The sequence below is a fragment of the Lysinibacillus sp. JK80 genome (assembly GCF_027557635.1).
Lineage (GTDB): Bacteria > Bacillota > Bacilli > Bacillales_A > Planococcaceae > Lysinibacillus > Lysinibacillus capsici.
In genome coordinates this window covers 3,061,313-3,074,507 of the sequence record NZ_CP058997.1, presented here as the reverse complement: position 1 = coordinate 3,074,507, position 13,195 = coordinate 3,061,313, and the positions used below count along the sequence as shown (strand labels likewise).

General features: G+C 35.6%; 15 protein-coding genes and 3 pseudogenes. 13 read left to right on the top strand and 5 right to left on the bottom strand.

Annotated features, from left to right (window positions below; translation table 11 throughout):
- The first annotated feature begins 80 nt into the window (after positions 1 to 80).
- The 5 genes and pseudogenes from HXV90_RS15470 (at position 81) to HXV90_RS15450 (ending at position 4,834) form a co-directional block, all read left to right on the top strand.
- Complete coding sequence (locus HXV90_RS15470) at positions 81 to 701, top strand: AAA family ATPase (protein ID WP_269897560.1); 621 nt, start codon at positions 81 to 83, stop codon at positions 699 to 701.
- A gap of 328 nt (positions 702 to 1,029) precedes the next feature.
- Positions 1,030 to 1,746, top strand: a complete 717-nt coding sequence (locus HXV90_RS15465) for a hypothetical protein (protein WP_269897559.1) — start codon at positions 1,030 to 1,032, stop codon at positions 1,744 to 1,746.
- Between the two features lie 872 nt (positions 1,747 to 2,618).
- Positions 2,619 to 2,836 (top strand): annotated as a pseudogene (locus tag HXV90_RS15460) (hypothetical protein).
- 529 nt (positions 2,837 to 3,365) lie between these two features.
- The gene (locus tag HXV90_RS15455; protein WP_259948149.1) at positions 3,366 to 3,755 is read left to right on the top strand and encodes a tautomerase family protein; all 390 of its coding nucleotides are present in this window, start codon (positions 3,366 to 3,368) and stop codon (positions 3,753 to 3,755) included.
- 287 nt (positions 3,756 to 4,042) lie between these two features.
- Complete coding sequence (locus HXV90_RS15450; protein WP_269897558.1) at positions 4,043 to 4,834, top strand: GH25 family lysozyme; 792 nt, start codon at positions 4,043 to 4,045, stop codon at positions 4,832 to 4,834.
- Between the two features lie 131 nt (positions 4,835 to 4,965).
- Here the strand turns inward: HXV90_RS15450 and HXV90_RS15445 are convergent, their stop codons facing one another.
- The 3 genes from HXV90_RS15445 to HXV90_RS15435 form a co-directional block, all read right to left on the bottom strand.
- Positions 4,966 to 5,100, bottom strand: a complete 135-nt coding sequence (locus tag HXV90_RS15445) for a hypothetical protein (RefSeq protein WP_004226973.1) — start codon at positions 5,098 to 5,100, stop codon at positions 4,966 to 4,968.
- A 312-nt stretch (positions 5,101 to 5,412) separates the two neighbouring features.
- Entirely contained in the window at positions 5,413 to 6,003 is a 591-nt protein-coding gene (locus HXV90_RS15440; protein WP_269897557.1) for a GNAT family N-acetyltransferase, read from the bottom strand.
- A 13-nt stretch (positions 6,004 to 6,016) separates the two neighbouring features.
- Complete coding sequence (locus tag HXV90_RS15435; protein WP_269897556.1) at positions 6,017 to 6,352, bottom strand: hypothetical protein; 336 nt, start codon at positions 6,350 to 6,352, stop codon at positions 6,017 to 6,019.
- A gap of 149 nt (positions 6,353 to 6,501) precedes the next feature.
- On the opposite strand from HXV90_RS15435, the gene HXV90_RS15430 reads away from it, so the two are divergent.
- From HXV90_RS15430 to HXV90_RS15395, 8 genes and pseudogenes are all read left to right on the top strand, one after another.
- The gene (locus HXV90_RS15430) at positions 6,502 to 7,254 is read left to right on the top strand and encodes an SMI1/KNR4 family protein (protein WP_269897555.1); all 753 of its coding nucleotides are present in this window, start codon (positions 6,502 to 6,504) and stop codon (positions 7,252 to 7,254) included.
- A gap of 58 nt (positions 7,255 to 7,312) precedes the next feature.
- A pseudogene (locus HXV90_RS15425) lies at positions 7,313 to 7,623 on the top strand (cupin domain-containing protein).
- Between the two features lie 86 nt (positions 7,624 to 7,709).
- On the top strand, positions 7,710 to 7,808 hold the full coding sequence (locus HXV90_RS15420) for a VOC family protein (protein WP_269897554.1): 99 nt from the start codon (positions 7,710 to 7,712) through the stop codon (positions 7,806 to 7,808).
- A gap of 31 nt (positions 7,809 to 7,839) precedes the next feature.
- Entirely contained in the window at positions 7,840 to 8,391 is a 552-nt protein-coding gene (locus tag HXV90_RS15415; protein ID WP_269897553.1) for a hypothetical protein, read from the top strand.
- Positions 8,392 to 8,460: 69 nt separating this feature from the next.
- Positions 8,461 to 8,871 (top strand): GNAT family N-acetyltransferase, encoded by a 411-nt coding sequence (locus HXV90_RS15410; RefSeq protein WP_036076278.1) that lies wholly within the window; start codon positions 8,461 to 8,463, stop codon positions 8,869 to 8,871.
- Positions 8,872 to 8,889: 18 nt separating this feature from the next.
- Entirely contained in the window at positions 8,890 to 9,879 is a 990-nt protein-coding gene (locus tag HXV90_RS15405; RefSeq protein ID WP_269897552.1) for a zinc-dependent alcohol dehydrogenase family protein, read from the top strand.
- Positions 9,880 to 10,145: 266 nt separating this feature from the next.
- Positions 10,146 to 11,168, top strand: coding sequence for a DUF1835 domain-containing protein (locus tag HXV90_RS15400; protein ID WP_269897551.1), 1,023 nt, complete (start codon positions 10,146 to 10,148; stop codon positions 11,166 to 11,168).
- A gap of 89 nt (positions 11,169 to 11,257) precedes the next feature.
- A pseudogene (locus tag HXV90_RS15395) lies at positions 11,258 to 11,646 on the top strand (GatB/YqeY domain-containing protein).
- An 81-nt stretch (positions 11,647 to 11,727) separates the two neighbouring features.
- Here the strand turns inward: HXV90_RS15395 and HXV90_RS15390 are convergent.
- Together HXV90_RS15390 and HXV90_RS15385 are read right to left on the bottom strand one after the other, a co-directional pair.
- Positions 11,728 to 12,867 carry a methyl-accepting chemotaxis protein gene (locus tag HXV90_RS15390; RefSeq protein ID WP_269897550.1) on the bottom strand — a complete coding sequence of 380 codons (1,140 nt, stop codon included), beginning with the start codon at positions 12,865 to 12,867 and terminating at the stop codon, positions 11,728 to 11,730.
- A complete protein-coding gene (locus HXV90_RS15385) occupies positions 12,828 to 13,163 on the bottom strand; it encodes a hypothetical protein (RefSeq protein WP_269897549.1) in 336 nt (111 codons plus the stop codon). Before HXV90_RS15385 ends, HXV90_RS15390 begins: the two co-directional genes overlap by 40 nt.
- Positions 13,164 to 13,195 lie beyond the last annotated feature (32 nt).

The window sequence follows — 13,195 nt, the reverse complement described above, 5'->3', positions numbered from 1 at the left end:
ACGGGGCAGGTTAGTTTAACAACCGTAAATAATTCTACAGTCCTTATTTAGATAGAGAATATATTAATTAGGGGGAGAAAATGAGTGATTTTAGAGGGATAATCTTAGAAGGCTATTCGAATGCTGGAAAAACATCAGTCTTAAAAGCGTTGAAACAACTTCACGCAAGTGATGATGCCGAACGTAGTGTCATAGTTCTCAGTGAGCATTATTCGCAAGTATTACACAAAGTAAATGGTGAATTAAAGTCGTTAAATCGAGAGGAACACTTACAAGTCTTAAGAGAAAGAGTCACGATGTTGAAAATGTTATATAATTGGTCAAGAGAAATTAGACAAACTCAACGTTCAAAAGGCTTATTCTTTATTTTGGAAAGGTTTCATTTAAATCATCGAGTAGCATTTTCTCATTCAATATCAGATGAAATTAAGGAATTAGAAGCCCAGTTACTTGGAATGGGAGCAAGATGTACTTTGTTAACTGTATCACCAGAGAATTTAGAGGAAAGAATAAGTAGTAGAAATCCCAATGAATGGGAAGGGAAAACCATGCAAGAAAAGAAATTAGCGTGTGAATTATTATTAGACCAACAACAAGAGTATAGGAGTCAAGCTGAAAATTCAATCATACCTACAATTGAAATAAATACTGATAATAAAGATTGGGATTCCTACGCAAAACAGATTTACTTATTCAACTAACGGAATGCTTTAATTAAATACACCATAAAAGACCACTCCAAAATGGGTGGTCTTAAATTTTTCCCCATCAAACCTATAGCAAGGCTGGGGAGCGGTCTAATATGAAGTCTAATCATGCATTTCATATAAAAGAAACCCCATATAAAAAACGTTCAGTAACTTTTAATAATTGATTAAATATAAGTGATAGTCTTCCAAAAAATATAAATAGACCTAATTTGGAGAATTGGCTTTTATAATAAATGGAAATAGTTATCCAAATAAACTTTATTTGAGGTATTATTAAAAGAGTTCGAACAAAATTGAACTAGAGGGAGGAGTATGTAATATGAAAATACAAAGCGTTATTATAACAATTGTCACACTTTTATTTGTAATTATTGCAGGGTGTAGTTCAGAGACAGAAGAAGAGTCCATGGGCGAAGTTGAAAAGGAAATTCATACGCAAGAACTAGTAGAGTCTATGTTCAGTGAGGACAGCCTGGAGGCAGCGAAAGAAAGAATAGAGGAACGGGGCGGCTCAGTTTATATGATTCCACCACCTGAGCATACTGCTATCGGCGAAAATCAATCAACTGTAGTAGAACTTAAAGAGTCGGACATTTTAGACGGAGAAGATTCTAGTTTTGAAAATTATGACAACGTAGGAGAAATACGTCTTGATACGTTAGAGCTGGACTCTACTTTTGAGGAGCAAGATACATATATAAATGTCATGCTTACAGAATTAGGAATGGAGAAAGCTTATTATGCAATGCGTAAAACTTTATTGTGGACAGCCGGTAATCCTCCAGATGGACTCGAAAAACATAGTGATGGCACTCTATCTTTTTATCTAAGTAAATACTCTGAGCTTATAAATTGTCACTTTCAGAGCGCTAACCCTGACGTGAAAGAAAAAATTATCAGAAACATGCAGAACGCTTATAAAAACAATACACCTATAATTGTCTATGGAGAATTTGAGGAGTTTCTAGACGAAGAAGGATACTCTGGCTATCGTCTTATCATACATCGAATAGGCTTTAAAGAGGTCATAAATTAATAAAAGAATTTGATAAAAATCTGGAATTATTCATGGAAATGATGTTTAGAAACCTGCCAATTAAGACTACTCTGTTGTGGGGGCTTCAATGTTTTCTTCCACCTTCATGTCACCGTGTTCAGAGAAGAAACATGACCTATAGAAAAATATAATGAGCATTTCTGCGAGCTTATGAAAATTGTGTTGGAAAAGGTAATCGGTAATATGATAAATGCATATAAAAAAGAGGAACTTCGGAATAAAATTTGGTGCTTCCTTTGATTCCAAAAAAACCATTATTTAACTCTTCAAAATGGTATAATACATACACAACATGGTAATTAGTCATAATAATGCCCAGTTACTTGTTTTTAATTGAGTACTTGGGCATTTTTTGTTTTGGCTACTATCCTCTGCTTTTTTTCAGATAGTTTACAGTGAATCTTTTCAAAGGTCTCGAATCTCCTACTTTTAATTAAGTTATCTTTCCTTACTTTTTTCTTTTTCAATTTTTCTAAATAATAAATAAACTATTGAAATTATCATATAAAGTATGACAAAATTTAGAAGCACGCTATTTTCACTTTTACTGGCTATATATACGTATAACCCTATTACCACTGCTACAATTAATGATTTGTATATTGAAATCATATTACTTCCACCTTTTCTCAATATTAGAAATAATTTTATAGTACTTTCATATAAATTTATATTAATAGCCCTTTGTAATTGCAATCTCTTCAATTTTTAGAAAAATCAAATTATTCGCGAAGTGCAATTTAAAGATTTTACGAAACGCTCCGTAGCTACTTGCTTTGAAATATGGAATTCAAAATCCCTAACAATACATTCATCTAGATTATTTCTATTACTATGTAGGAGTTTATGACATGACTATTAAATGGAACAGAGAAGAAATACTTTTCGATACTCTATATAAGCTGACACCTGGGCAAATTCAATTGCAAATGAAATATATGGAAGAATTTACAACGGATATGATACTCTAGATTACAAAATAGCCTATTCGCTTGCTTTTAGATTAGCTTCTATAAAAGAGTGTAGAGTTTATACAGAAAATAGTATTGAAGGTAGATATAAAGTTTGAGTCATTTTTGAAATTGAATAGTAATGATGAGGTGCTCATTTAATATTGAGTAGTTAATTTTTAGTAATTTAAGGTTCTTCCTTTTCATTTATTTAAATGTAGTGGTGTAGAAACTAACGAAGCAACAGTATGTCCTGAGCTTCTCTCACTCTCTCTTTCATTTCCTGTAGCTTTAAGGTATATAGGCACCCACAACTTTTAAACGTTAGTTTGTCATCAACAATAATATATTTTATATCTATTTCTTTATCAGATTGGAACAACAGAATGTGTACTATTTGGATAACTGTTTCTACCTGAGCTTGCAGCGTATTGCAGTTAATTATGGTCACAGTTAAGTAGAGTTATTACTTTGGGATTGTTGGTTTAAATAGTTCACATTTGTTTCATGAATAGATTGGGTGATTGTTTAAATGAAACCAAGCATAGAATTAGCTTGATGGTCATGTTGAAGAATTTTATAATATCGTTATAGAACAGTATTTGGTAGTTGAGTTTAGATTAGTAAGTCAAGAAAGGTGAGAGATCGTTGGGACAAATTAAAATTTATGGTGTTAAGGGAAGGTTAAATCCCATTAAGGAAACATTATCGAATATTATCCATTCTTGTATGGTGGACGCACTTGAATATCCATTAGATAAGAAATTTCAGCGCTTTTTTCCTATGGACAAAGAGGATTTTTATTTTGCAAGTGAAAGAACTGAATCATATACAATAATAGAAATTAGTATGTTTGAAGGTAGAACGATTCAAGCTAAAAAACAATTAGTAAAGCTACTATTTGAACGCATAAATAACAAATTAAATATTTCACCTCAAGATGTTGAAATTACAATTTTTGAAACGCCTAAACATAATTGGGGAATAAGAGGGTTACCTGGGGATGAATTAGCACTTAATTACAAAGTAAATATTTGATATAAAGCTGCTAATTTTTTAGAGTTAATTCGACTATGTGAAATGTGCTCTGTCTTATTAATTATCTGACCACTAAAAATCGGTAAATGAAGAACCTATAAGGACTAAAATAATCTACATAACTTTATTTAATGAATGATTCTAAATAATGCTTGAAGCAATGGGTTTGTCGCTATTCACAATTTATTTACTATTTTTAGGGAGGAGAAAATTGTATCAGTTATATCATAGACATTTCACATCATCAAGGAGATATTGATTGGTCTGAAGCGGTTAAAGATGTTGATTTGGCTATCATCCGCACTCAATATGGTACAAGCACAATTGACCGTAAATACGTTCAAAATATAGAAGCTTGTATGAAGTACAAGGTACCTTTTGGTGTTTATATTTATGTTACCTTTAAAAATGATACTGAGGCATTGGAACAAGCAAAAGACTTCTATAACAGAGCAAAAAACTATAATCCGCTATTTTATGTTGTAGATATCGAAGAAAGCTTTGGTGCTAGTGTCCAAAATATCGTACAAGGCACACAGGTGTTTATTGATTATTTAAAAAGTAAGGCTGTAAAAGTCGGGCTATATACAGGCCATCATTTTTACAAACCTTATCTGATGGATACCGTTAAAAATTATGATTTCCTGTGGATTCCTCGCTATAGTGGCTCTAGCTCACCTGGACTAAAGCCAAACTTTGCCTGTGATTTATGGCAGTACACAGACAAAGGGATTGTAGCAGGTATTAAAGGAACTGTAGATTTAAACCAATTAAATGGATCTAAGTCTTTATCCTGGTTCACAGATACTGATAAGAAGAAGGAAATATCATTGTCTCAGTATGAAGAATTAAAGAAAGAAAATAAACAACTAAAACAGGAACTTACTGAAATGAAAGAGTTATTAGTTGGGATAAAATCAAATGCTATGGTATCACCAGCACATAAAGAAGATTGGGAGTGGGCCATTGAAGAGGAAGTTATACGAGGCGATGGCAAGTGTATGAATCCTACAGATACACTCACAAGACAACAAATGGCAACGATGCTCAAACGGTTCTATGATAAATTTATTAAATAATAGCATTGTCTCGCCCATAAGTACCTGAGAACTAGCAGCAAAATATTTAGCCTAATATTGAGTGTATTCGTCATAAAAGGAATCACTATTTATAGTGATTCCTTTTATAGTGCGACCAACCTGTTTGAAATTTAGTGAAACAATAGGAAAAACTTAGCTAATAAAAAAATGGGTACTCCTACAATTATTACGCCTGCAAAGAAATAACAAAACAACATAAAAACATCGAAAACCGCACCCGCTAAATCATCAATGAATTTTAACATTTCATTCCCCTCCAAACATAATAAGTATTAGCATTTATAATCTCTTTATTGCTTATCAATCATCATCCTGATCCAAAGTCTTTTTTAGAGTCTTATCCCACATATCGAGAGTCCCGTAAATTGTTATTAGGATATTTTCACCAGATGGTAACACTTGAAAGCTAAGTGGAAATCATACTGAGTATTCATTGTAATTTGTCATACCCTAAACCACGAACCTTATGTGTAATTCCTAATAACACCCTGTAAATCATTTGGGAAAGTGTTTTATATTGTATGCATAAAGCATGTTATTGACTAAAGATTTGTTTTTTACATTGAGGTTCTTGTGTAATCTGATAGAGCATTTTTTACTTCTATATTCGAAATGGTAGTGTTCGTTTCCATATAAATATGGTGACTATTTGCTCCCCAATAGTTCTCAAGGACAAAATCAGGCTGTCCAAATTTCTTCTGCCAGATCATTTGCGCTTGTTTATATCCACTATCTAAACAAAAACTAGGAACCCTTCGATTTTCTAACGTCAGGAGCATTTTCTGTAGTAGCATGGTGCCAATCCCACGATTTTGATAGTCAGGATGAACAAAAACGGTACCGATTTCTAGACAATTGAATAGTTCCTCTTTGATCGTTTGTTGAATGATTTCGTTGGCTGCACCGCATTCGATAGTGCCTATTATGTCATTGGTTTCTTCATTTAAAGCTAACCAGAAAAATCTTTTTTTGCCCTGGCTTTCTAAGTCCATTGCTACATACTGTTTTTTCGTTTCCCATTCATCCTGTTGATCGTCCACTAGCTCGGCAATTCCTTCTTTTTTATAAGTATCCCGAATGACAAGATCAAAGAATTCGTGTAACGCCTGGATGTCCGACTGTTCTGGACGTCTAATAAGTAATTTCATGATTGCTTGCTCCTTATAATGGATGTCGTTGGTGATTTAGTAAGGATCGAGCTCGTTGCACATCCACATCTAGTAAGTCATTTATATCTTGCTGTCCTGCGGTCAATGGATCAAGTGCCAGCTGTAACCAATGATCGGAGGCATCATATTTTTCAGCGTGCCATAGCAACTCTCCATAACAAATGGCAGCACGAATAAATGTGATATGGTCATTCAGCAGATTTGCCAAATGGGTGGCTTGTTTGAGACATGCTTCCCCTTGTTTTACCTTGCCATAATCTAAATAGCGAAGTGCTTTCAAAAATTCCGTGTTGGCTTGCTGTATTATCTGTTCATTCGTATGTTGCATGACAGATCGCTCCCATCCGTTATTTTTGTTCACGTTATGCATACTACCAGTCTATTTTAATGATTATAACATGTTCCCCTTATTTGGTTAATGATGGGGTATGTTAAAATGCAAGAAAGACACTTGGTCATCAAAAGGAGAGAATTCCATTGAAAGATTTAGAAAAGAAACTCGATGCAGTATTACAGCAAATGCGTGATTTTATTGATGAGCTTCAGGAGCGGGAGTCAGCCTATCCCATGGTTTTTTATCATCACTCAGAAGAGGATATTAGCCAATTTGTGGATGGTGGGTGGTCATTGCCAGCAGAGTATGTTTATTTTTTGAGACATTATGTTGTTGAAAGGGTTACATGGGCTACAGGTGATTATATTAATCTAAATATCTATGGCGCAAGAGATTTAATACGTGGGCAGGAGGGCTATAATTATAATCCAGTGACAGATGAGATGATTGAGGATTGGCCACATGATTATTTAGTCATTGCCACAGATGAAGGCGATCCCTATTGTCTAGATCTATCAAGAGGTGATACGGCTGTTTTTACCGCTCCCCATGGGACAGGCAATTGGCATTTTTCAATGGCTTATGACAATTTAATTTTGTTCCTTGAAAGTGTACTGATTCCGCCTGGTTTAGAAGAAATGTTGCCTGAAGAAAGTTCTGTAGCGTACTATGAACTAACTATTACTGGAGAAGGAAAAGATAAACTAAAGACATTATTGTTGCTAAAAAAATTATTATCTTATGATTATTCACAAGCGAGAAAGGCTTTAGAACAGCCTCCGCTAGTAATTTATAGGGGAGTTGAAGCAGGTGCCTTAAAGTTAGAAGCCGAGTTACAGGCTATCCGTGCAGATTTTCAAAAAAGGAAAATTAGCTTAGCTGAATTTATTGAATGAGGGAAATTGACAAGAATGATGGATATCCCTCCTCTAAAGCAGGAAAGGAAGTGTAATGATGAAAATTAACAAAGCATTAGCACAACACTATCAATGGGGTGCACAGTGTGATGGCTGGCATCTTGTACAAAATAGGGAGCTTAGTGTGATACATGAGCGGATGCCTGCTCAAACAGCTGAGGTAAATCATTATCACCATCATGCACAGCTACAATAGAACTGAATGACCAAAGAATTGAGTTAAAGCAACATGAGGGAATTGAAGTACCTCCAAATTTACCACATCAAATGCGAAACGATTCACAAGAAGATGTAGAATTCCTCGTAATATCGCAGCCAAATAGCAGGGGAGATCGAGAGCTTCTCTAACTATACGAAAGTAAACTTCATTCTTTTGCATGAAGCCATTCTAATCAGCTACTTGTATAGTAGGGAGTGTAAAGGGGTGCTTAAAGATGAAGATTACGAAGGTAAAATTATATGTCCATGATATGCAAAAAATGGAGCAATTTTATGTTGATTTGTTAGGTTTTACTTTGTTAAAGAACAGCTGACTATTTTACAATAGCCGTGGGAGAAAGCAGGATGACATTTGAAAAGAAGCCTTCTAAAATGCCAAAGCAGTATCATTTTGCATTAAATATTCCTAGTAACTTATTTCAACAGGCAAAGATTTGGGCAGAAGAGCATGTAGGCTTGCTGGATTCAGAGGGGCAGGATGAAGTCTATTTTGAGTTTTTAAAAGCATATGCATGCTATTTCTACGATCCAGAAGGCAATATAGTAGAGCTTATTGCAAGACAGGAAATAAATCCGAAACATGCTGAAGTTAATTTTTCTGTAGAGCAAGTGTTACATATTGGAGAAATCAATTTAACGTCAGATGACATTCAAACAATTGCTGAAAAATTAAAGAAGTATGCTATAAACCCTATAGCAAACAAGGAAATTCAACTGGATGGCCTTAATTTTCTAGGAAACTATGAAGACGGAGCCAATATCCTATTAGGACCAAGTGGACGTCTGTGGTATTTTTCTGATAAGAAAGCAGTTATCAGCCCGATTAGTATTGAAATAGACGAAGCTTTACAATTAAATATGGATGAAGAAGGGCAATTAAAGCTTCTGCAACTCTAACATCATAAACTTATTGTTGATTAAATATATGTTATTTTGTATATTTATTCAAAATAAGGAGGGTGTTATATGTATATAATCAAAGAAACAAATCCGACGATAGACTCGTATAAAGCATTGCACCAAACAACTGGCTGGAATGCAAAAGGGCAGTATACGTATGAACAATTATACAAGGCTATTTGTAATAGCTGGTTCAGTACATCTATATATGATGAAGGCAATCTAATTGGCTATGGACGTATTATCTCTGATGGTATCTATCAAACATTTATCTGTGATGTGATGGTGCATCCTGATTATCAACGAAAAGGAGTTGGCACAATGGTGATGGATGCTCTTTTAGAGCAATGTCAGAAAGAAAATATAAAATGGGTTCAATTATTTTGTGCCAAAGGTAAACAACCTTTCTATCAGAAGCTAGGATTTAAGGAACGTGAAATAGATGCTCCTGGTATGATGTTGTTCTATACAGAATGAATAAAGGAGCTAGGATCGTTGAAAGCAAAATGCCTAAAAATTTATGAATTTGGAAATCCGCAAGAGGTTGTAAGGCTAGAGAATAAAACAATCGAGCCTCCTCAAGGTCAAGAAATTCTTGTTCGCATGCTAGCCAGACCGATTAATCCCTCAGATTTAATACCAATATGGGGGAAATATGCTCATAGAATCACTTTACCAACTATCCCTGGCTATGAGGGAGTAGGAATAATAGAAGCTGTTGGACCGCTTGTTTCACCAAAGATTATTGGTCAGCGCGTATTACCGTTACGGGGAGAGGGAACTTGGCAGGAAGTAGTGAAAACGCAAGCAGATTTTGCAGTGACTATTCCTGACACGATGAATGATTTTACAGCAGCACAAATGTATATTAATCCAATTACAGCCTTCGTAACATGCTCAGAGGTACTTAATTTACAATCAAACGATGTCTTATTAGTAAATGCTTGTGGCTCTGCCATTGGACATCTCTATGCTCAACTTGCGAAATTGCTAGGCTATCAACTTATTGCTGTGACACGAAGTAATCAGCATACTGAAGAATTACTGCAACTTGGTGCAGCTTTTGTCATTGATACCTCTCATATGCCACTTTACGAAACCGTTATGGCATTAACAAATAGTAGGGGAGCAGATGCAGCAATAGATTCGATTGGTGGAGAGGCTGGCAATCAGCTTGCCTTCTGCGTAAAGCCCGAGGGTATTTTTTTAGCTATTGGTCTTTTATCGGGTATTCAGGTAAATTGGACAAACATTGTGAAGGAAGCAAAGGTACAAGCGAGGATGTTTCATTTACGCCATTGGCAACGTCAGACGTCAATTGAAAAATGGCAACAAACGATGCAACAACTTATACACCTTGTACAGGAAGGCTCCTTAAAAATGATGAATGTACATGCTCGTTTTCCATTATTGGCTATCCATAAGGCAATCGATGCTGTTGAGGGAACTAAAAAAGGAAAAGTATTTTTAACGAATGTTGATTAAATAACATACTACCGTCGTAGTTGAGCTACTACGTGTAGTATGTTTTTTTATAGGGACATGAGTGTTTTTAGCTCTGGAGAAAATAGTTCATACATTGTCCTGCCCCAAAAAGTGAGCAAGTGGCTCAAAAGAAGTGAGCCTCCGCCCAGATTAAAGAATTCACTAGCAATAGTAGTAACATATCTTTAAAACTAACTAAATTAGTAATTTGAGGTAATAAAGAGGTATGATAAGGTTAGGTGTTTTTAAATAAAGGAGTACAGATGATGGAGAAGATCAACCAACTAAAACAATCAATACAACGATTGAGTGAAGCTGATGCGAAGTCGATGCTTCTTTTAACTTTAATAAATGAACAGTCAAGGGACAGCATGTTACAGTTTTTATTACAGCAAGCTGAGGAGCGGGATTCTTCAATGGTACAAACGGTGCATATTGTATTCGGTCATTCACCTGGGGGGAGCTTGAAAGCAGCCTTTCGTAATCCTGACTATGCTAAGTCCGAGGAGATTATTGTTGTGCCAGGTAATTTTTCTGTTGGTCCTTTGAAAGATGGACATACAAGGGACGGAATTGAAGCTCGTTTTCAATGGTTGGAACAGCGCTATCTAATAGAAGATGATGGATTGATCATATGTGAGCGGGAGATGAAGGAAGCAATAGAGAAAATTAAAAATATCCCCCCTCATCAGGATATACTGATTTGGACTTGCCAAAATGCTCATGAGCAAATAGGGCTTCGACTCGTTTTGGCGATGCTCGAACAGAAAACAAATGATATCTATGTATTAGATACTTTTCAGTTATTTCATGAGTTATATACTTTACCACAGTTAGCAGAGGATCATTATCCAAGATCGACTGGAGAGGTCAGCACAGAGGATTTACTTTACTTTTATGAACATTTCCAAAGATGGCCATTAAAAGAAGCATTGAGGCACTCCCTATGCAAAGAAGGGCTAAATCTGTTAATGGATGATTACGATTGCATACATACATGGAAATATCATGAACTTTGGGGAAATAATAATGAGGATAGAGAGGATGACTTGATCATTACCTGTGCTAAACGTTTACAGGAAGAACAAGAGGAAATTCATTACGAAGTTGCAGCTAGGTTAATTGGAGAGGTACTGGGGCATATGGAAGAATTGAGAGAGGCTGAATGGATTGACTATCGTCTGCGTCAATTAATTCAGCAAGGCATTTTTTCTTATGAAGGTGAGTTAAAGGGAATATTACACTATAAAGTAAAGTTAGCAGATGCAACGAACTATAATCCTTCATGATTTTTATGATATAATTTTTTTGATATAGACGGTTAGAAGGAGTGAGATCATTGTTAAAAACAGAAGTATTTGAACAATTAAAAACGGCAATGAGAGAAAAAGATACGTTAGCGAAGGGTGTATTATCTCTTTTAAAGTCAGCATTAGATTCAGCTGAAAAAGAAAAGGGAGAGGCTTTAACAGCTGACGAAGAAATAGCTATTATTAATCGAGAGGTCAAACAAACAAATCAGGCTTTAGAAGGTGCACAAACGGCTGGGCGAGCAGACCTGATTGAAAAAGAGGAAGCCAAATTGACACTTTTGAGATCCTTTTACCAAAGCAATTATCAGAAGAAGAAATTGCAGAGAAATTAGTGGCAGCGGGTGTTGGAAAAGGAATGAACATGGGAGAAGCCATGAAAATTGCAAAACCATTGCTGACAGGTCAGGCTGAAGGTGCCGTTATTTCAAAAGTTGTGAAAAATATTATTGCCTAAACTTTTACCATTTTGGTAGGAGAGTTTTTATGGAAAGAAGAATCCGCTATGCCGAAAATGTGCATAGCGGATTTGTTATTTTTATAACTGGAATTTTTGAATGATATTGCGGAGCTGTTGAGCCATTTCAGCTAAGTTATTAGAGGAAGCTGTTATTTCTTCGATACTTGCAGATTGCTCCTCAGAGGCAGCAGCTACGTTTTGAATATTGCCTGAAGCTTGAACAGCTACGACCCCCACTTGTTCAACAGAACTAGCAATACTGCTAACACCTTCATTGATATTGGACATCACGTTATTGACATGGTCCATTTCTCTCGTCAGTGCAGTGACTTGGGTATAAATTTCAGCAAATGCCTCTCCGGATGCATTGAATGTTGTTGAGCTTTCGGCAAGATTACTGCTACTGATAGCCATTGATTTGACGGCTTGTGCAGATTCTTCTTTAATCGTTTCAATGCGTGTACGAATACTGTTAGTTGCCTCTAAAGATTGATCGGCTAATTTACGGACTTCCTCCGCTACAACTGCAAAGCCTTTACCGTGTTCGCCTGCACGCGCTGCCTCAATCGAAGCATTTAATGCAAGTAAATTCGTTTGATCTGTAATTTGGGTAATCAATGTCACAATATCTCCAATTTCATTTGTGTATGTGCTTAAACGTTCTACTACAGCTGCTGACTCTTGAATAGCCTGAGATGTTACGGCCATTTTTTCAGTAGCATCTTGGATTGTGGTGTTGCCTTTTTCTGATATAGCAGATGCTTGGAATGCCTTATCTGTTACATCGGTTACACTTGTCACTACCTCTGACATTTTGTTAGAGATGGTTGTAATATGACTATCCACTTCTTCAATTGAAGAGGTCTGCTTTTCTGAACCCGCTGCAACCTCTTGCATAGAAGAGGTTATTTGCTGAATGGATGCACTTGTCTGTTCAGAGCTTGCTGTTAATTCCTCCGACATTGCGGCCACTTGTTCAGCATTTTGAGCGATTTGTTTAATTAACGAACGCAAATCTTCCGTCATGTTTTCAATGCCTGATGAAAGCTGGGCAATTTCATTGGAACCTTTTATGTGAAGAGGTTCAACAGCCAAATCTCCCTGTGCAACTTGACCAACATAACGTGTCATTTTTTTAATTGGCTTCGTAATGCCTACACTAATAAAGTAAGCAACGATTATACCAAAATTACAAATACTATCGTTAAAATAATACAAATCCAAAGTGTTTCCGTTTGAAGCTTAGAAATGAAGGAAGCATCCATATCTAAACCGAAAATAATATCTGTATCTTTAAATGGGATAAAAATGGATTTATGGATACCATATTCATCCTTATAAATATCACTTGTTTGTGTGTTACCACTAGCTACGGCTTCATGCATTTCTTCACTAAATACATAATCTTGCTGATGATTGTCGGTATTACTTAGAGCGACGATATGTTCCTTACCATTTGCTTTAGAAAGGATATAGGCGTTTTCAACATCATATTTTTTAACCGTTGCATTCAATTGATCTAAAAGCTTTTTGTATTTGTCAGGGC

Bases quoted from the DNA above. Each gene is read 5' to 3' on its own strand.
- HXV90_RS15470 (WP_269897560.1), top strand. From the start codon at position 81: ATGAGTGATTTTAGAGGGATAATCTTAGAAGGCTATTCGAATGCTGGA.
- HXV90_RS15465 (WP_269897559.1), top strand. From the start codon at position 1,030: ATGAAAATACAAAGCGTTATTATAACAATTGTCACACTTTTATTTGTA.
- HXV90_RS15445 (WP_004226973.1), bottom strand. From the start codon at position 5,100: ATGTTAAAATTCATTGATGATTTAGCGGGTGCGGTTTTCGATGTTTTT.
- HXV90_RS15440 (WP_269897557.1), bottom strand. From the start codon at position 6,003: ATGAAATTACTTATTAGACGTCCAGAACAGTCGGACATCCAGGCGTTA.
- HXV90_RS15435 (WP_269897556.1), bottom strand. From the start codon at position 6,352: ATGCAACATACGAATGAACAGATAATACAGCAAGCCAACACGGAATTT.
- HXV90_RS15420 (WP_269897554.1), top strand. From the start codon at position 7,710: ATGAAGATTACGAAGGTAAAATTATATGTCCATGATATGCAAAAAATG.
- HXV90_RS15415 (WP_269897553.1), top strand. From the start codon at position 7,840: ATGACATTTGAAAAGAAGCCTTCTAAAATGCCAAAGCAGTATCATTTT.
- HXV90_RS15410 (WP_036076278.1), top strand. From the start codon at position 8,461: ATGTATATAATCAAAGAAACAAATCCGACGATAGACTCGTATAAAGCA.
- HXV90_RS15400 (WP_269897551.1), top strand. From the start codon at position 10,146: ATGGAGAAGATCAACCAACTAAAACAATCAATACAACGATTGAGTGAA.